The following is an 18,563-nucleotide window of genomic DNA, read 5'->3' on the forward strand; positions in this document are numbered from 1 at the left end:
AGCTTTTTTAATAATGGCAACTATTAATCAGCTGGTACGCAAATCCCGTAGCTCGAAAGTTGTGAAAAGCAACGTTCCAGCGCTGGAAGCTTGCCCGCAAAAACGTGGTGTATGTACACGTGTATATACTACTACTCCTAAAAAACCAAACTCAGCATTACGTAAAGTATGCCGTGTTCGTTTAACTAATGGTTATGAAGTTTCTTCCTACATTGGTGGTGAAGGCCACAACTTGCAGGAACACTCCGTAATTCTTATCCGTGGTGGTCGTGTTAAAGACTTGCCAGGTGTGCGTTATCACACCGTTCGCGGAGCACTGGACTGTTCTGGTGTTAAAGACCGCAAACAAGCACGTTCTAAGTACGGCGCTAAAAAGCCTAAGGCTTAATGGATATCCGTTAAGTAAGGCCAAACATTTTTAATCTTAATGTCAAAATAAACTCGTAGAGTTTTGGACAAACCTGAATTAACAACGGAGTCATATCCATGCCACGTCGTCGCGTAATAGGTCAACGTAAAATTCTTCCAGATCCTAAGTTCGGATCAGAATTACTGGCCAAATTTGTAAATATCCTGATGGTAGACGGGAAAAAATCTACTGCTGAAGCAATCGTATATAACGCACTTGAGACCCTTGCTCAGCGTTCTGGTAAAACTGAACTTGATGCATTCGAATTAGCACTGGATAACGTGCGTCCGACTGTGGAAGTTAAATCCCGCCGTGTTGGTGGTTCAACTTACCAAGTTCCAGTTGAAGTTCGCCCGGTTCGTCGTAATGCCCTGGCAATGCGTTGGATCGTTGATGCTGCTCGTAAACGCGGTGATAAATCTATGGCTCTGCGCCTGGCAAACGAATTATCAGATGCTGCTGAGAACAAAGGTTCCGCTGTTAAGAAACGTGAAGACGTTCACCGTATGGCAGAAGCTAACAAGGCGTTCGCACACTACCGTTGGTAATTTTTTATCGACCTTAGTGCTGTATCTCAGGGTAGCCTTTGCTACCCTTTATATGAAGAAATGAACGCCCACGAGAGAGGAAAAAATGGCCCGTCAAACGCCCATAGCACGTTATCGTAATATCGGTATCAGTGCACACATCGACGCCGGTAAAACCACAACTTCTGAACGTATTCTGTTCTATACTGGTGTAAACCATAAAATTGGTGAGACTCACGAAGGTTCTGCAACAATGGACTGGATGGAGCAGGAGCAAGAGCGTGGTATTACTATCACATCTGCTGCGACTACTGCATTCTGGTCTGGTATGGCAAAACAGTATGAGCCACACCGTGTTAACATCATCGACACCCCAGGACACGTTGACTTCACCATCGAAGTAGAACGTTCTATGCGTGTTCTTGATGGCGCAGTAATGGTTTACTGTGCGGTTGGTGGTGTTCAGCCACAGTCTGAAACTGTATGGCGTCAGGCTAACAAATATAAAGTTCCACGTATTGCGTTCGTTAACAAAATGGACCGTATGGGTGCGAACTTCTTACGTGTTGTTGAGCAATTAAAAACACGTTTAGCAGCTAACGCAGTTCCACTGCAATTACCAGTCGGCGCAGAAGAGTCGTTCACTGGTGTTATTGACTTGCTGAAAATGAAAGCAATCAAGTGGAGCGATGAAGACCAAGGCGTTACCTTCGAATACGAAGATATCCCTGCGAACATGCAAGAAGCAGCTGAAGAGTGGCACAACAACCTAATCGAAACCGCAGCAGAAGCATCAGAAGAACTGATGGAGAAATATCTGGGCGGTGAAGAACTGACTGAAGCAGAAATTAAAGCTGCATTACGTCAACGTGTTCTTGCAAGTGAAATTATCCTGGTTACCTGTGGTTCTGCATTTAAGAACAAAGGTGTTCAGGCGATGCTGGATGCAGTTATTGATTACTTACCTGCGCCAACAGATGTACCTGCGATCAATGGTATTCTGGACGACGGTAAAGACACTCCAGCTGAGCGTCACGCAAGTGATGATGAGCCATTCTCATCATTAGCATTTAAAATTGCAACTGACCCATTCGTGGGTAACTTGACGTTCTTCCGTGTTTACTCTGGTGTTGTTAACTCAGGTGACACAGTATTGAACGCAGTTAAAGCGAAAAAAGAGCGTTTTGGCCGTATCGTACAGATGCACGCTAATAAACGTGAAGAGATTAAAGAAGTTCGCGCTGGTGACATCGCGGCAGCTATCGGTCTGAAAGACGTTACTACAGGTGATACTTTATGTGCGATTGATGCACCAATCATCCTAGAGCGTATGGAATTCCCAGAGCCAGTAATCTCTGTTGCAATCGAACCAAAAACTAAAGCTGACCAAGAAAAAATGGGTATCGCATTGGGCCGTTTGGCGCAAGAAGATCCATCTTTCCGCGTATCAAGTGATGAAGAGACGAATCAGACTATCATCGCTGGTATGGGTGAATTGCACTTGGACGTTCTGGTTGACCGTATGCGTCGCGAATTTAAAGTTGAAGCGAACGTTGGTAAACCTCAAGTAGCTTACCGCGAAGCAATCACTGCTAAAGTGACTGATATCGAAGGTAAACACGCTAAACAGTCTGGTGGTCGTGGTCAGTATGGTCATGTCGTTATCGATATGTTCCCACTGGACAAAAACGATAAAGACGGTGCTCCAATGGACTACGAATTTGTCAACGAAATCAAAGGTGGTGTAATTCCTACTGAATACATCCCTGCGGTTGACAAAGGTATCCAAGAGCAGCTGAAATCTGGCCCATTAGCGGGTTATCCTGTGGTTAACATGGGTGTTCGTCTACATTTCGGTTCTTACCATGATGTTGACTCCTCTGAATTGGCGTTTAAACTTGCGGCATCAATCGCGTTTAAAGATGGCTTCAAAAAAGCTAAACCAGTTCTGCTTGAGCCAATCATGAAAGTCGAAGTGGAAACACCAGAAGACTACATGGGTGATGTTATTGGTGACCTGAACCGTCGTCGTGGTATGATTGAAGGTATGGATGACCTACCTACTGGTAAAGTCGTTCGTGCACAAGTACCATTGTCGGAAATGTTCGGTTATGCTACTGACCTGCGTTCTCAGACACAAGGTCGTGCTTCATACTCTATGGAGTTCCTGAAGTACAATGAAGCACCAAACAACGTTGCACAAGCTGTTATCGAAGCTCGTAACGCTAAATAATCGGTTTTTTATCGATTAACTACTTTAATTTAAGTTCCTTCTTTATAGTGAAGAGGGAACTCCATAAGGAATAGAGTCGTGTCTAAAGAAAAATTTGAACGTTCAAAACCGCACGTTAACGTTGGTACTATCGGCCACGTTGACCATGGTAAAACTACTCTGACAGCAGCTATCACTACTGTTCTGGCTAAAACTTACGGCGGCGCAGCGCGTGCATTCGATCAAATCGATAACGCACCAGAAGAAAAAGCGCGTGGTATCACCATCTCTACTTCTCACGTAGAGTACGATACTCCAACTCGCCACTACGCACACGTAGACTGCCCAGGACACGCCGACTATGTTAAAAACATGATCACTGGTGCTGCTCAGATGGACGGTGCAATCCTGGTTGTTGCTGCGACAGATGGCCCAATGCCACAAACTCGTGAGCACATCCTGTTAGGTCGTCAGGTTGGTGTTCCATACATCATCGTTTTCCTGAACAAATGTGACATGGTAGACGACGAAGAGCTGTTAGAATTAGTTGAAATGGAAGTTCGTGAACTTCTGTCTCAATACGATTTCCCAGGCGACGACACTCCAGTTGTTCGTGGTTCAGCTCTGAAAGCGCTGGAAGGCAACCCAGAGTGGGAAGCGAAAATTGTTGAATTAGCAGAGCACTTGGATTCTTACATCCCAGAGCCAGAGCGTGCAATTGACAAGCCATTCCTGCTGCCAATCGAAGACGTATTCTCAATCTCAGGTCGTGGTACAGTAGTAACAGGCCGTGTTGAGCGTGGTATCATCAAAGTTGGTGAAGAAGTTGAAATCGTTGGTATCCAAGACACTGTAAAAACTACCTGTACTGGTGTTGAAATGTTCCGTAAACTGCTTGACGAAGGTCGTGCAGGTGAGAACGTTGGTGTTCTGTTACGTGGTACAAAACGTGAAGAAATTCAACGTGGTCAAGTATTGGCTAAACCAGGTTCAATCAAGCCACATACTCAGTTCGAATCAGAAGTTTATATTCTGAGCAAAGATGAAGGTGGTCGTCATACTCCATTCTTCAAAGGTTACCGTCCACAGTTCTACTTCCGTACAACTGACGTAACAGGTACTATCGAACTGCCAGAAGGCGTAGAAATGGTAATGCCAGGTGATAACATCAACATGATCGTTACCCTGATCCACCCAATCGCGATGGACGACGGTTTACGTTTCGCAATCCGTGAAGGTGGCCGTACTGTAGGTGCGGGTGTTGTTGCAAAAATCATTGCATAATACCGCTCTTTCTGAATAAGAAAGAACTACTTTAGTAAAAAAGGGCGTCTATTAGACGTCCTTTTTATACGTTGCAAAATTAAGAACCTATCTCATCAATCGTTTATATAATTATTGGTGAGATAGGCTCTGAAACAACGATTTGAAACAATAAATTGGTAACTGCGTTGTTTACTTTACGCAGTTATATGAGATTTATTAAGGTTTTGCTCAGAAGATATGGTATATTTTACCGCTGCCACAAAAAAGAAGGTTATTTTCCTATTGGTGTGGTTGAAAAATTTGCTGAGCATGCTGAAATTCCTGCGGAATGGATAGCACTTGTGAAATGGATAGTACTGGCCAACAAATAGTACTTGCGAAATAGAATGTGACTGCATTTAGTCGTATTTGCAGAACCAATAGCGCTAATTTAACTCCATTAAACAAGGCTAATCGCCTTTAACTCGCAGGTGATGTTATTGATATCCTTATCAGGTGCTACAGGTTGAGTTGGTAGTATTTGGGGGATATGTTGGCATATTCTATTGGTTTGGCTTGCTTGTTTTACCTTTGTAAACAAGCTGGCTTTGTACATACTTCATGGTAACAGGTTGAATTATGAGTGCGAATAGCGAAGCTCAAGGAAGTGGACGCAGTGCAGACATCTTCAAATGGGTAATTGTCTGTGCCCTATTAATAATTGCTATTGTCGGCAACTATTACTTCCGTCAATATAATCTCGCCCTGCGTGCTTTTGCGGTCGTGGCTGTTGTCGCTATTGCGGGTGCCGTCGCTTTATGGACTGCAAAAGGTAAAGCAACACTGGCGTTTGCGCGCGAAGCTCGCATTGAGATGAGAAAAGTCATTTGGCCTACTCGCCAGGAAACATTACAAACTACATTGATTGTTGCCGCAGTAACGGCGGTTATGTCATTAATACTGTGGGGATTAGATGGTATCCTGGTGCGTTTAGTTTCATTTATTACAAGCCTGAGGTTATTCTAAATGTCCGATTCACCTAAAAAGCGCTGGTATGTCATTCAGGCATTCTCTGGTTTTGAAGGTCGCGTAGCACAGTCTTTACGTGAACATATCAAATTACATGCTATGGAAGATTCTTTTGGCGAAGTTATGGTTCCAACAGAAGAGGTTGTTGAAATCCGTAGCGGTCAGCGCCGTAAGAGTGAACGTAAATTCTTCCCAGGCTATGTCTTAGTCCAAATGGTCATGAACGATGACTCTTGGCACTTAGTACGTAGTGTACCACGTGTAATGGGGTTCATTGGTGGAACGTCAGATCGACCTGCACCTATTAGCGATAAAGAAGTTGATGCGATCATGAACCGCTTACAACAAGTTGGTGATAAGCCACGTCCGAAAACACTGTTTGAACCTGGTGAAATGGTTCGCGTTAGTGAAGGTCCATTTGCTGACTTTAACGGTGTTGTTGAAGAAATCGATTATGAAAAGAGCCGCTTAAAAGTCTCTGTTTCTATCTTTGGTCGTGCAACTCCAGTCGAATTGGATTTTGGCCAAGTCGAAAAAGCCTAATCTAAACGACAAAACTGACTTGCAAAAGGCGTGAAATTTGACTACAATTTCGCGCCTTTTGTTTTTATGCTTTGCCAATTTAGCCTCTTAACTGGCTTAATATAGGGCGGGGCATGTTTAATGTAACGGGGAGCCTTGCAAATCGTAAGGCGCTATCACCCATCTAGAGGAAATATCATGGCTAAGAAAGTTCAAGCCTACGTTAAGCTGCAAGTTGCAGCTGGTATGGCGAACCCAAGTCCACCAGTTGGTCCAGCTCTGGGTCAACAAGGTGTTAACATCATGGAATTCTGTAAAGCGTTCAACGCAAAAACAGACAGCCTAGAAAAAGGTTTACCAATTCCTGTTGTTATTACTGTTTATGCAGACCGTTCTTTCACTTTCGTTACCAAAACTCCACCTGCAGCAGTTCTGCTGAAAAAAGCAGCTGGCGTTAAGTCTGGTTCAGGTAAGCCTAACAAAGACAAAGTTGGTAAAGTGACCTCTGCTCAGATTCGCGAAATCGCTGAAACTAAAGCTGCGGACATGACTGGTGCTGATATTGACGCAATGATGCGTTCAATCGAAGGTACTGCTCGTTCCATGGGCCTGGTAGTGGAGGACTAAGACAATGGCTAAACTGACTAAGCGCATGCGCAATATCCGTGAGAAAGTTGATGCAACTAAACAGTACGACATCAACGAAGCCGTTGCACTGCTGAAAGAATTAGCAACTGCTAAATTCGTAGAAAGCGTTGACGTAGCTATCAACCTGGGCATCGATGCTCGTAAATCTGACCAAAACGTTCGCGGTGCTACTGTACTGCCACACGGTACTGGCCGTTCAGTTCGCGTTGCTGTATTTGCACAGGGCGCAAACGCTGAAGCTGCTAAAGCTGCAGGTGCTGAACTGGTTGGTATGGAAGATCTGGCTGATAAAATCAAAGCTGGTGAAATGGACTTCGACGTTGTTATCGCATCTCCAGATGCAATGCGCGTTGTTGGCCAATTAGGTCAAGTTTTAGGCCCACGTGGTCTGATGCCAAACCCGAAAGTTGGTACTGTAACACCAAACGTTGCTGAAGCAGTTAACAATGCTAAAGCAGGTCAGGTTCGTTACCGTAATGACAAAAACGGAATCATCCACACCACTATCGGTAAAGTTGATTTCGATGCTGACAAACTGAAAGAAAACTTAGAAGCTCTGTTGGTTGCTCTGAAAAAAGCAAAACCAGCTTCAGCTAAAGGTGTTTTCATCAAGAAAGTTAGCCTGTCTACGACGATGGGTGCAGGTGTTGCTGTTGACCAAGCTGGTTTATCAGCGACAGTTTAATTTCCATAGCTTTGGCTAATTGGTAATTAGGCTTTACCTTTGCGTCAATTTTGTATAGAATTTGACGCCTTGAGTTTGTTGGGTATAGAAATATGCTCAACAAACCACGAATTTCGGTATGGAGTCTGGCCTTTCCAGACCCCGTCCAAGACCGCAGGTGTAGTTTATTAGTTATTAATAGCTACTTAATTTGCCTGCGTAGACGGTGACAGAGATACCTAGAATTTTATTCTGGATTCTGCTCACCGTGTTTTAGCGCTCAAACACATGTTGTGTCTGAGTGATGTGAGTCCCGGGGGTTTCCCGGTTAATCCAGGAGCAAGAAGCTAATGGCACTAAATCTTCAAGACAAACAAGCGATTGTTGCTGAAGTCAGCGAAGTAGCCAAAGGCGCGCTTTCTGCAGTTGTTGCTGATTCACGCGGCGTAACTGTAGCAAAAATGACTGAACTGCGTAAAGCAGGTCGCGAAGCTGGCGTTTATATCCGTGTTGTTCGTAATACACTGATCCGCCGTGCTGTTGAAGGTACTTCTTATGATGTACTGAAAGACGCGTTTGTTGGTCCAACCTTAATTGCTTTCTCTAACGAACATCCGGGCGCTGCTGCTCGTCTGTTCAAAGAGTTCGCGAAAGCGAATCCAGCATTTGAGATTAAAGCTGCGGCCTTTGAAGGTGAGTTAATCCAAGCGAAAGATATCGATCGTCTGGCAACTCTCCCAACTTACGAAGAAGCAATCGCACGCCTGATGGCAACCATGAAAGAAGCCGCTGCCGGCAAACTGGTTCGTACTCTGGCTGCTCTGCGCGATCAGAAAGAAGCTGCATAAGCCCTTTCCTTCGTTGCTTTTTAACGTATAAACTATTTCTGAATTTTAGGAACACTTGTTATGTCTATCACTAAAGACCAAATCCTTGATGCAGTTGCAGAAATGTCTGTAATGGACGTTGTTGAACTGATTACTATGATGGAAGAAAAATTCGGCGTTTCTGCTGCTGCTGCTGTTGCTGCTGCACCAGGTGCTGCTGCTGAAGCTGCTGAAGAAAAAACTGAGTTTGATGTTGTTCTGACTGGTATTGGCGGCAACAAAGTTGCAGTCATCAAAGCAGTTCGTGGCGCAACTGGTCTTGGCCTGAAAGAAGCTAAAGACATGGTAGAATCAGCTCCAGCGACTATCAAAGAAGGCGCAAGCAAAGACGAAGCTGAAACTCTGAAGAAAGCTCTTGAAGAAGCAGGCGCTTCTGTTGAACTTAAATAAGTTTAACTTCAAGAACGCAGCCTAGTTTATTTAGGCTGACGGCTGGTGATTTTTTAATCACCAGCCTTTTTGCGCTGTAAAGCGTGATGGGTGTTAACAGCTTTTCACGCAGTTTTAATGTTAACAACAACCCTCCAATACTTCTTTCTATTGACGACTTAATATACTGTGTTCTTAGCTACGACCCGCTCGGGTAGCTCGGTAGCAAATGTAACGCAATGAAATGATTTAAGAGTAATAGCAATGAGTATTAAGGAAAGTATTCATTTTCCGTTTCTAATAAAAAACGCGTTGCGGTTCAGACTCTTACTAAAAGAGCTAACCACTTGGGTCACTGATCAACGAGCTGAGGAAACCTATGGTTTACTCCTATACCGAGAAAAAACGTATTCGTAAGGACTTTGGTAAACGTCCACAAGTTTTGGACATACCATATCTCCTTTCTATCCAACTTGACTCGTTCCAGAAGTTTATCGAGCAAGATCCAGATGGCCAGAATGGGCTAGAAGCAGCTTTCCGTTCTGTGTTTCCAATTCAGAGCTATAGCGGTAATGCTGAACTACAATATGTCAGCTATCGTTTAGGCGAGCCTGTTTTTGATGTTAAAGAATGTCAAATTCGCGGTGTAACTTACTCTGCACCTTTACGAGTGAAATTACGTCTCATCGTTTATGAGCGTGAAGCGCCAGAAGGTACAGTTAAAGACATCAAAGAACAAGAAGTCTACATGGGTGAAATTCCACTCATGACTGAAAACGGAACTTTCGTTATCAACGGTACTGAGCGTGTTATCGTTTCTCAGTTACACCGTAGCCCTGGTGTATTCTTTGACAGCGATAAAGGTAAAACACACTCTTCAGGTAAAGTGCTATATAACGCACGTATTATCCCTTACCGTGGTTCATGGCTTGATTTCGAATTTGACCCGAAAGATAACCTATTTGTACGTATTGACCGTCGCCGTAAATTACCAGCGACCATTATTCTACGTGCAATGGATTACAGTACTGAAGATATCTTAAATCTGTTCTTCGAAAAAACTGTCTTCCAAATCCGCGATAACAAACTGATGATGACGCTAGTTCCTGAGCGTTTACGTGGTGAAACAGCTTCTTTTGATATCGAAGCGAACGGTAAAGTCTATGTAGAAAAAGGCCGCCGTATCACAGCACGTCATATTCGTCAGTTAGAAAAAGAAGAAGTTAGTAACATCGAAGTACCTGTTGAATATATTGCAGGTAAAGTTGTTGCAAGAGACTACATTGATGAAAGTACTGGTGAGCTGATTTGTGCAGCGAACATGGAGCTTTCTTTAGATATGTTAGCGCGTTTAAGCCAGTCAGGTCATAAAACAATCGAAACATTGTTTACTAATGACTTAGACCACGGTGCTTACATTTCTGAAACCGTTCGTGTCGACCCAACTAACGATCGTTTAAGTGCACTGGTAGAAATCTACCGTATGATGCGCCCTGGTGAGCCACCAACACGTGAAGCTGCTGAGAACTTGTTCGAAAACTTATTCTTCTCTGAAGACCGTTACGACTTGTCTGCAGTAGGCCGCATGAAGTTCAACCGTTCACTGAACCGCGAAGAAATCGAAGGTTCTGGTATCTTGAGTGAAGAAGACATCATTGATGTTATGCGTAAACTCATCGATATCCGTAACGGTAAAGGTGAAGTTGATGATATCGACCACTTAGGTAACCGTCGTATTCGTTCTGTTGGTGAGATGGCAGAAAACCAGTTCCGTGTAGGTCTGGTCCGTGTTGAGCGTGCAGTGAAAGAGCGTCTTTCTCTGGGCGACCTTGATGCATTAATGCCACAAGACATGATCAACGCGAAACCAATTTCAGCGGCAGTTAAAGAGTTCTTTGGTTCCAGCCAGCTGTCCCAATTTATGGACCAGAACAACCCGCTATCTGAAATTACGCACAAACGTCGTATCTCTGCGTTAGGTCCAGGTGGTCTGACTCGTGAGCGTGCGGGCTTCGAAGTACGTGACGTTCACCCAACTCACTACGGTCGTGTATGTCCAATCGAAACGCCTGAAGGCCCGAACATCGGTCTGATTAACTCATTATCTGTTTATGCACAGACCAATGAGTACGGTTTCTTGGAAACCCCATACCGTTTAGTTCGTGATGGCTTAGTTACTGACGAAATTCACTATCTGTCTGCAATCGAAGAAGGCAACTTTATCATTGCTCAGGCGAACACCGTTTTAGGTGATGATGGTAGCTTTGTTGAAGAACTGATCACTTGTCGTAACAAAGGTGAATCAAGCTTATTCAGCCGTGAACAAGTTGAATATATGGACGTTTCGACCCAACAGGTTGTTTCTGTAGGGGCGTCACTGATCCCATTCCTTGAACACGATGATGCTAACCGTGCATTGATGGGTGCGAACATGCAACGTCAAGCGGTTCCTACTTTACGTGCTGACAAACCGTTGGTAGGTACAGGTATGGAACGCGCAGTAGCGGTTGACTCAGGGGTTACTGCTGTTGCAAGACGTGGTGGTTCAGTTCAGTACGTTGATGCTTCTCGTATCGTGATTAAAGTTAACGAAGATGAGATGTATCCGGGTGAAGCTGGGATCGATATTTATAACCTGACCAAATATACACGTTCGAACCAAAATACCTGTATTAGCCAGATGCCTTGTGTATCTTTAGGTGAACCAGTTGAACGTGGTGACGTGTTAGCTGATGGTCCTTCAACAGACCTCGGTGAATTAGCGCTTGGTCAAAACATGCGTGTGGCATTCATGCCATGGAATGGTTATAACTTCGAAGACTCCATCTTAGTCTCTGAGCGTGTTGTTCAAGAAGACCGTTTCACAACTATTCACATTCAGGAACTTTCTTGTGTGTCTCGTGACACTAAATTAGGGCCTGAAGAAATCACTGCGGATATTCCAAACGTCGGTGAAGCTGCACTTTCTAAACTTGACGAATCCGGTATCGTTTATATCGGTGCAGAAGTGAAAGGCGGCGACATTCTGGTCGGTAAAGTGACACCTAAAGGTGAAACACAATTAACGCCAGAAGAGAAACTGTTACGTGCTATCTTCGGTGAAAAAGCATCAGACGTTAAAGACTCTTCTTTACGTGTTCCTAACGGTGTTTCTGGTACGGTTATTGACGTACAAGTATTTACTCGTGATGGCGTAGAGAAAGATAAACGTGCATTAGAGATCGAAGAAACTCAGTTACGTGATGCGAAGAAAGACTTAACAGAAGAACTGCGTATTTTTGAAGCAGGTCTGTTTGCTCGTATCCGTTCTGTACTGGTTAATGGTGGAATTGAAGCTGAAAAACTGGATAAACTGCCTCGTGATCGTTGGTTAGAGCTATCTTTAGCAGACGAAGAGAAGCAAAACCAGTTAGAACAGTTAGCCGAACAGTACGATGAACTGAAATCTGAGTTTGAGAAAAAACTCGATGCGAAACGTCGTAAAATTACTCAAGGTGATGACTTAGCACCGGGTGTACTGAAAATTGTTAAGGTTTATCTGGCTGTTAAACGTCAGATCCAACCGGGTGATAAAATGGCGGGTCGCCATGGTAACAAAGGTGTTATCTCAAAAATCAACCCAGTTGAAGACATGCCTTACGATGAAAACGGTAACCCAGTTGATATCGTTCTGAACCCGCTGGGCGTACCATCACGTATGAACATCGGTCAGATTTTGGAAACCCACTTAGGGATGGCTGCGAAAGGTATTGGTGAGAAAATCAATGCTATGCTTAAACAGCAAGAAGAAGTTGCCAAACTGCGTGAGTTTATCCAAAAAGCATACGATTTAGGTGATGACCCGCGCCAGAAAGTTGACTTGAACACTTTCTCTGACGAAGAAGTTATGCGTTTGGCTGAGAACCTGAAAAAAGGTATGCCAATTGCAACACCAGTATTTGATGGTGCGAAAGAGAAAGAAATCAAAGAACTACTGAAATTGGGTGGTCTACCAACTTCAGGTCAGATTACATTATTCGATGGTCGTACTGGCGAGCGTTTTGAACGTCAAGTTACTGTTGGTTATATGTACATGCTGAAACTAAACCACTTGGTTGACGATAAGATGCACGCCCGTTCAACAGGTTCTTATAGCTTGGTTACTCAGCAACCGCTGGGTGGTAAAGCGCAGTTCGGTGGTCAGCGTTTCGGGGAGATGGAAGTGTGGGCACTGGAAGCATACGGTGCAGCCTATACTCTTCAAGAAATGCTTACAGTTAAATCGGATGACGTTAACGGCCGTACGAAGATGTATAAAAACATCGTCGATGGCAGCCATCAGATGGAACCTGGTATGCCGGAATCTTTCAACGTATTGCTGAAAGAAATCCGCTCACTGGGTATCAACATCGAGCTGGAAGACGAGTAATTCGTTTTGTGCCGGAGGGCTCGCCTTCCGGCCTATGTAAGCACTGGGATTTGGGGAGAGTGGCTTTGAACACTCACCTGACAGGTCTAACTCCGACAGGAGCCATTTTGTGAAAGACTTAATAAAGTTTCTGAAAGCGCAAACCAAGACCGAAGAGTTTGATGCGATCAAAATTGCTCTGGCATCACCTGATATGATCCGTTCGTGGTCATTCGGTGAAGTGAAAAAGCCAGAAACCATTAACTACCGTACGTTCAAACCTGAGCGTGACGGTCTTTTCTGTGCACGTATTTTCGGGCCAGTAAAAGATTACGAATGTCTGTGCGGTAAGTACAAACGTTTAAAACACCGTGGTGTGATTTGTGAGAAGTGTGGCGTTGAAGTTACACAGACCAAAGTCCGTCGTGAGCGCATGGGTCATATTGAACTTGCTTCTCCGACTGCACATATCTGGTTCTTAAAATCACTGCCATCACGTATCGGTTTGTTGCTCGATATGCCACTGCGTGATATCGAACGCGTTCTGTACTTTGAATCATATGTCGTCGTTGAAGGTGGTATGACTAGCCTTGAGCGTGCACAGATTCTGACAGAAGAGCAATATTTAGATGCGCTAGAAGAGTTCGGTGACGAATTTGATGCGAAAATGGGTGCGGAAGCTATCCAAGGCCTGCTGAAAAACCTCGATCTTGAGAACGAGTGTGAAACGCTGCGTGAAGAGTTAAACGAAACTAACTCTGAAACTAAGCGTAAAAAGCTGACTAAGCGTATCAAACTACTGGAAGCATTTATTCAATCTGGCAACAAACCAGAGTGGATGATCCTAAATGTGCTGCCAGTATTACCACCTGATCTGCGTCCATTAGTTCCATTGGATGGTGGCCGTTTCGCAACGTCCGATCTCAACGATCTGTATCGTCGCGTAATCAACCGTAATAACCGTCTGAAACGTCTTCTGGATCTGGCTGCGCCAGACATCATCGTACGTAACGAAAAACGTATGTTGCAAGAAGCGGTTGATGCGCTGTTAGATAACGGTCGTCGTGGTCGTGCTATCACTGGTTCTAACAAACGTCCTCTGAAATCTTTGGCTGATATGATCAAAGGTAAACAAGGTCGTTTCCGTCAGAACTTACTTGGTAAGCGTGTTGACTACTCAGGTCGTTCTGTTATCACCGTAGGTCCATACCTACGTCTGCATCAGTGCGGTCTGCCTAAGAAAATGGCACTTGAGTTATTCAAACCATTTATCTATGGCAAATTAGAATTACGTGGTCTGGCAACAACCATTAAAGCTGCGAAGAAAATGGTTGAGCGCGAAGAAGCTGTTGTTTGGGATATCTTGGATGAAGTTATCCGCGAACATCCAGTTATGCTGAACCGTGCACCAACACTTCACCGTCTGGGTATCCAAGCTTTCGAACCTATCTTGATCGAAGGTAAAGCTATCCAATTGCACCCACTCGTTTGTGCGGCATATAACGCCGACTTCGATGGTGACCAAATGGCGGTACACGTTCCTCTAACTCTGGAAGCTCAGTTAGAAGCACGTGCGTTGATGATGTCAACAAACAACATTCTGTCACCTGCAAGTGGTGAGCCTATCATCGTTCCTTCTCAGGACGTTGTATTAGGTCTTTACTACATGACTCGTGACTGTGTAAACGCGAAAGGCGAAGGCATGGTGTTAGCCGGCCCTAAAGAAGCTGAGCGTGTTTACCGTTCAGGTCATGCATCACTGCATGCCCGTGTTAAAGTCCGTATCACTGAAGAAGTTAAAGATTCGGAAGGTAACATTACGATTAATACTGGTTTAGTTGATACCACGATTGGTCGTGCAATTTTATGGATGATCGTACCGAAAGGTCTGCCTTATGCATTGGTTAACCAAGCACTCGGTAAGAAAGCGATTTCCAAAATGCTGAACACCTGCTACCGCGTATTGGGTCTGAAGCCAACCGTTATTTTTGCTGACCAAATCATGTACACCGGTTTTGCCTATGCGGCACGTTCTGGTGCATCGGTTGGTATCGACGATATGGTTATTCCAGAGAAAAAAGCTGGGATCATCGCAGAAGCAGAAGCAGAAGTTGCTGAAATTCAAGAACAGTTCCAATCTGGTTTGGTAACAGCAGGCGAACGTTATAACAAAGTTATCGATATCTGGGCTGCTGCAAACGAACGCGTTGCAAAAGCAATGATGGAAAACTTGTCAACTGAAACGGTTATTAACCGTGATGGTGAAGAAGAACAACAAGTTTCTTTCAACAGTATCTTTATGATGGCCGACTCCGGTGCTCGTGGTTCTGCTGCTCAGATCCGTCAGCTAGCGGGTATGCGTGGTCTGATGGCTAAGCCAGATGGCTCAATCATCGAAACACCAATCACGGCAAACTTCCGTGAAGGTCTGAACGTTCTCCAGTACTTTATTTCGACGCACGGTGCGCGTAAAGGTCTTGCCGATACTGCATTGAAAACAGCGAACTCCGGTTACTTGACTCGTCGTTTAGTTGACGTTGCACAGGACTTGGTTGTTACTGAAGACGACTGTGGTACTCATGAAGGTATCCTGATGACTCCGGTTATCGAGGGTGGTGACGTGAAAGAACCACTGCGTGAGCGTGTACTGGGTCGTGTGACTGCAGAAGACATTCTGGTTCCAGGTACTGCGGATATTTTAGTTCCACGTAACACATTACTGCACGAAAAACTGTGTGACTTGTTAGAAGCTAACTCAGTCGACAGCGTTAAAGTTCGTTCAGTAGTAAGTTGTGAAACTGACTTCGGTGTGTGTGCTCACTGTTATGGTCGTGACCTTGCTCGTGGTCATATCATTAACAAAGGTGAAGCTATCGGTGTTATCGCGGCACAATCAATCGGTGAGCCGGGTACACAGTTGACGATGCGTACGTTCCACATCGGTGGTGCGGCATCTCGTGCGGCAGCTGAATCTAGCATTCAAGTTCGTAACACAGGTACGCTGAAATTAGTTAACGCGAAATATGTTACTAACTCAGAAGGTAAGTTGGTTATTACTTCACGTAATACAGAACTTCGCCTGATCGATGAGTTCGGTCGTACGAAAGAAAGCTATAAAGTCCCTTACGGTGCGCACTTGACGAAAGGCGATGGCGCTGCGGTAACAGGTGGCGAAACTGTTGCTAACTGGGATCCACATACGATGCCAGTCGTCAGTGAAGTTTCAGGCTTTATCAGCTTCTCTGACATGCTTGATGGTCAAACGATGACGCGTCAGACTGATGAATTAACTGGTCTGTCTTCAATCGTTGTACTGGATAGCGCTGAACGTACTAGTGGTGGTAAAGATTTACGTCCTGCTTTGCGTGTTATTGACGCAAAAGGTAACGATGTTCTTATTCCTAACACTGATATGCCAACTCAGTATTTCTTACCGGGTAAAGCGATTGTTCAGTTAGATGATGGTGTTGCTATCAGCGCGGGTGATACTTTAGCACGTATTCCACAAGAATCTGTGGGTACAAAAGATATCACGGGTGGTCTGCCACGCGTAGCTGACTTGTTTGAAGCTCGTCGTCCGAAAGAACCAGCTATCTTGGCTGAAATTAGCGGTATTATCTCGTTTGGTAAAGAAACCAAAGGTAAGCGTCGTTTGGTTATCACACCATTAGATGGTAGTGATCCATACGAAGAGATGATCCCTAAATGGCGTCAGCTCAACGTGTTTGAAGGTGAGATCGTCGAACGCGGTGATGTTGTTTCTGATGGTCCAGAATCTCCACATGATATTCTGCGTCTGCGTGGTGTTCATGCAGTGACACGTTATATCACTAACGAGGTTCAGGAAGTTTACCGCTTACAAGGCGTTAAGATAAACGATAAACACATTGAGGTTATCGTGCGTCAGATGCTGCGTAAAGTTACCATCGCGGATGCTGGAAGTTCAGAATTCCTCGAAGGTGAACAAGTTGAGTACTCACGTGTTAAAGTTTCTAACCGTAAACTGGAAGTTGAAGGTAAAATTCCAGCTAACTATGCTCGTGACCTGTTGGGTATTACTAAAGCATCTCTGGCAACAGAATCCTTTATCTCGGCAGCATCGTTCCAAGAAACAACACGCGTACTGACTGAAGCAGCGGTTGCTGGTAAACGTGACGAACTGCGTGGTCTGAAAGAAAACGTTATTGTTGGACGTCTGATCCCTGCAGGTACTGGTTTTGCGTATCACCAAGACCGTATCCGTCGCCGTCATCTGAATGATGTTGTGGAAGCTCCACAAGTGAGTGCAGATGAAGCAACAGCGAACTTAGCTGAACTGTTAAACGCTGGCTTTACTAGCGACAAAAATTAAGACCTATTAGTCTTAGTTTTCTAGAAAAAACCGATGCCTTATGTGCATCGGTTTTTTTATATATAAATTAAATATCAACCGATAGTATTTTTAATTATTCAATTGGTAGCTATATGACTTGCTGTATTATTATTTTGATTTTTATTTATAAATAATAGCGTTAATTAAATTTAATATTGAATGTTAAATTTAACTATAAGCTGATTTTATAAATTAAGTGATTATTGAGGAAAATAAATTAATAATGTTTATCTCCGATGTGTGACGATAAACTTATAATTTCACTTTTAATTTATTATTAATAAGTTTTAATTATAAAAATATTAATTAATAAACGATAGGATAATCATTTTGAATAAAAATATAGATAATAGTAAAGATAGTATTTTCCCTCCGAATATCCAGACATCCCAAGCATCTATTATGCATAATAAAAATACAGCACAAATAGTGACAGGTAACGGCCCTATTGCTTTAGATTTAGTCGTTATTATTGATACCAGCGGTTCAATGGCTGATGAAGCAGGGGATTTAAGTCAACAGATTGATGCGACGATTGAAGCGGCATCAGCAAAGTGTCCATCCCATCTTAGAGCGACATTTTTAGGCATAGAAGGGAATTGGGCAAACACAAAGTTTGATCAATCTGCCAGCGAATATTTAATCAAGATAGGTGCAAACGAAAGGGAACTGCAAGCTAGATTGCCGTTTAAAGAATCTGACGGGCGAGATCACGCTGGAAATAAAGAGGATTTATGTCGCGCGGTTATTGATATTAGTAAACATTTTGATTGGCGCGATGATGCTCGTAGGGCTATCTTTGTATTGGGTGATGAAGGAATGGAAGGGGGCGGCGGAATTCTCACTCGTGCTGCTATCGCCAAAAATAATGAAGCTATATCTGTGGCTCAAGAAAGAGGAATTAAAGTATATACCTACCAAGGTACACCAGACGATAGCCCCACCAATCTAGATCGTTTTCCAACTCTTGCTGATAGAGATAACGTGACGAGAGAGTATGAACGACTCGCCAAAGAAACCGACGGACGTGCGTACATTTACACCACAGGAATTGCGAATTTCTCGTTGGTTTTACAGGAAATACTGTGCGATAGCTTAACCCCACCAGTAAAACCAGATAAAGGTTTATTAAATTGTGATGCGGTGTGTGACAACTTGCCATTAATCATTAATACGGTAAACACATTATCCAATATCATCAATAAAACAATCAACTCTTGTTGCCCAATAGACTCAGATACAAAACATGATGAGCCATGCCAGTGTCAGCATTAATGTTATGTTATTAAAAA

General features: G+C 43.9%; 14 protein-coding genes. All 14 read left to right on the top strand.

Going from position 1 to position 18,563, the window contains the following annotated elements; genetic code table 11:
- Positions 1 to 13 precede the first annotated feature (13 nt).
- Entirely contained in the window at positions 14 to 388 is a 375-nt protein-coding gene (gene rpsL / locus RB151_RS01890) for a 30S ribosomal protein S12 (RefSeq protein WP_004923923.1), read from the top strand.
- Between the two features lie 98 nt (positions 389 to 486).
- On the top strand, positions 487 to 957 hold the full coding sequence (gene rpsG / locus RB151_RS01895) for a 30S ribosomal protein S7 (RefSeq protein ID WP_004262486.1): 471 nt from the start codon (positions 487 to 489) through the stop codon (positions 955 to 957).
- An 85-nt stretch (positions 958 to 1,042) separates the two neighbouring features.
- Complete coding sequence (fusA, locus tag RB151_RS01900) at positions 1,043 to 3,169, top strand: elongation factor G (RefSeq protein ID WP_042847580.1); 2,127 nt, start codon at positions 1,043 to 1,045, stop codon at positions 3,167 to 3,169.
- Positions 3,170 to 3,247: 78 nt separating this feature from the next.
- Positions 3,248 to 4,432, top strand: coding sequence for an elongation factor Tu (gene tuf, locus RB151_RS01905; protein WP_042847578.1), 1,185 nt, complete (start codon positions 3,248 to 3,250; stop codon positions 4,430 to 4,432).
- 188 nt (positions 4,433 to 4,620) lie between these two features.
- Positions 4,621 to 4,785, top strand: a complete 165-nt coding sequence (locus RB151_RS23125) for a hypothetical protein (RefSeq protein ID WP_158516011.1) — start codon at positions 4,621 to 4,623, stop codon at positions 4,783 to 4,785.
- A 247-nt stretch (positions 4,786 to 5,032) separates the two neighbouring features.
- Positions 5,033 to 5,419, top strand: coding sequence for a preprotein translocase subunit SecE (gene secE, locus RB151_RS01910; protein WP_042849047.1), 387 nt, complete (start codon positions 5,033 to 5,035; stop codon positions 5,417 to 5,419).
- On the top strand, positions 5,420 to 5,965 hold the full coding sequence (nusG, locus tag RB151_RS01915) for a transcription termination/antitermination protein NusG (RefSeq protein ID WP_004264378.1): 546 nt from the start codon (positions 5,420 to 5,422) through the stop codon (positions 5,963 to 5,965).
- A gap of 177 nt (positions 5,966 to 6,142) precedes the next feature.
- On the top strand, positions 6,143 to 6,571 hold the full coding sequence (gene rplK, locus RB151_RS01920; protein ID WP_042849046.1) for a 50S ribosomal protein L11: 429 nt from the start codon (positions 6,143 to 6,145) through the stop codon (positions 6,569 to 6,571).
- Between the two features lie 4 nt (positions 6,572 to 6,575).
- Complete coding sequence (rplA, locus tag RB151_RS01925) at positions 6,576 to 7,277, top strand: 50S ribosomal protein L1 (protein ID WP_042849045.1); 702 nt, start codon at positions 6,576 to 6,578, stop codon at positions 7,275 to 7,277.
- Positions 7,278 to 7,606: 329 nt separating this feature from the next.
- Positions 7,607 to 8,104: a 50S ribosomal protein L10 gene (gene rplJ, locus RB151_RS01930; RefSeq protein WP_042849044.1), complete on the top strand. Its 498-nt coding sequence runs from the start codon at positions 7,607 to 7,609 to the stop codon at positions 8,102 to 8,104.
- 60 nt (positions 8,105 to 8,164) lie between these two features.
- Positions 8,165 to 8,533, top strand: coding sequence for a 50S ribosomal protein L7/L12 (rplL, locus tag RB151_RS01935; RefSeq protein WP_042849043.1), 369 nt, complete (start codon positions 8,165 to 8,167; stop codon positions 8,531 to 8,533).
- A gap of 358 nt (positions 8,534 to 8,891) precedes the next feature.
- The gene (gene rpoB / locus RB151_RS01940) at positions 8,892 to 12,920 is read left to right on the top strand and encodes a DNA-directed RNA polymerase subunit beta (protein WP_042849042.1); all 4,029 of its coding nucleotides are present in this window, start codon (positions 8,892 to 8,894) and stop codon (positions 12,918 to 12,920) included.
- A 109-nt stretch (positions 12,921 to 13,029) separates the two neighbouring features.
- Positions 13,030 to 17,250, top strand: coding sequence for a DNA-directed RNA polymerase subunit beta' (rpoC, locus tag RB151_RS01945; RefSeq protein WP_042849041.1), 4,221 nt, complete (start codon positions 13,030 to 13,032; stop codon positions 17,248 to 17,250).
- A gap of 423 nt (positions 17,251 to 17,673) precedes the next feature.
- Positions 17,674 to 18,546 carry a hypothetical protein gene (locus RB151_RS01950; protein WP_080750949.1) on the top strand — a complete coding sequence of 291 codons (873 nt, stop codon included), beginning with the start codon at positions 17,674 to 17,676 and terminating at the stop codon, positions 18,544 to 18,546.
- The last annotated feature ends 17 nt before the right edge of the window (positions 18,547 to 18,563 follow it).

Source organism: Providencia rettgeri (assembly GCF_001874625.1).
In the GTDB taxonomy this organism is placed as follows: Bacteria; Pseudomonadota; Gammaproteobacteria; order Enterobacterales; family Enterobacteriaceae; genus Providencia; species Providencia huashanensis.

Bases quoted from the DNA above. Each gene is read 5' to 3' on its own strand.
- rpsL (WP_004923923.1), top strand. From the start codon at position 14: ATGGCAACTATTAATCAGCTGGTACGCAAATCCCGTAGCTCGAAAGTT.
- rpsG (WP_004262486.1), top strand. From the start codon at position 487: ATGCCACGTCGTCGCGTAATAGGTCAACGTAAAATTCTTCCAGATCCT.
- fusA (WP_042847580.1), top strand. From the start codon at position 1,043: ATGGCCCGTCAAACGCCCATAGCACGTTATCGTAATATCGGTATCAGT.
- RB151_RS23125 (WP_158516011.1), top strand. From the start codon at position 4,621: ATGAGATTTATTAAGGTTTTGCTCAGAAGATATGGTATATTTTACCGC.
- secE (WP_042849047.1), top strand. From the start codon at position 5,033: ATGAGTGCGAATAGCGAAGCTCAAGGAAGTGGACGCAGTGCAGACATC.
- nusG (WP_004264378.1), top strand. From the start codon at position 5,420: ATGTCCGATTCACCTAAAAAGCGCTGGTATGTCATTCAGGCATTCTCT.
- rplK (WP_042849046.1), top strand. From the start codon at position 6,143: ATGGCTAAGAAAGTTCAAGCCTACGTTAAGCTGCAAGTTGCAGCTGGT.
- rplA (WP_042849045.1), top strand. From the start codon at position 6,576: ATGGCTAAACTGACTAAGCGCATGCGCAATATCCGTGAGAAAGTTGAT.
- rplJ (WP_042849044.1), top strand. From the start codon at position 7,607: ATGGCACTAAATCTTCAAGACAAACAAGCGATTGTTGCTGAAGTCAGC.
- rplL (WP_042849043.1), top strand. From the start codon at position 8,165: ATGTCTATCACTAAAGACCAAATCCTTGATGCAGTTGCAGAAATGTCT.
- rpoB (WP_042849042.1), top strand. From the start codon at position 8,892: ATGGTTTACTCCTATACCGAGAAAAAACGTATTCGTAAGGACTTTGGT.
- RB151_RS01950 (WP_080750949.1), top strand. From the start codon at position 17,674: ATGCATAATAAAAATACAGCACAAATAGTGACAGGTAACGGCCCTATT.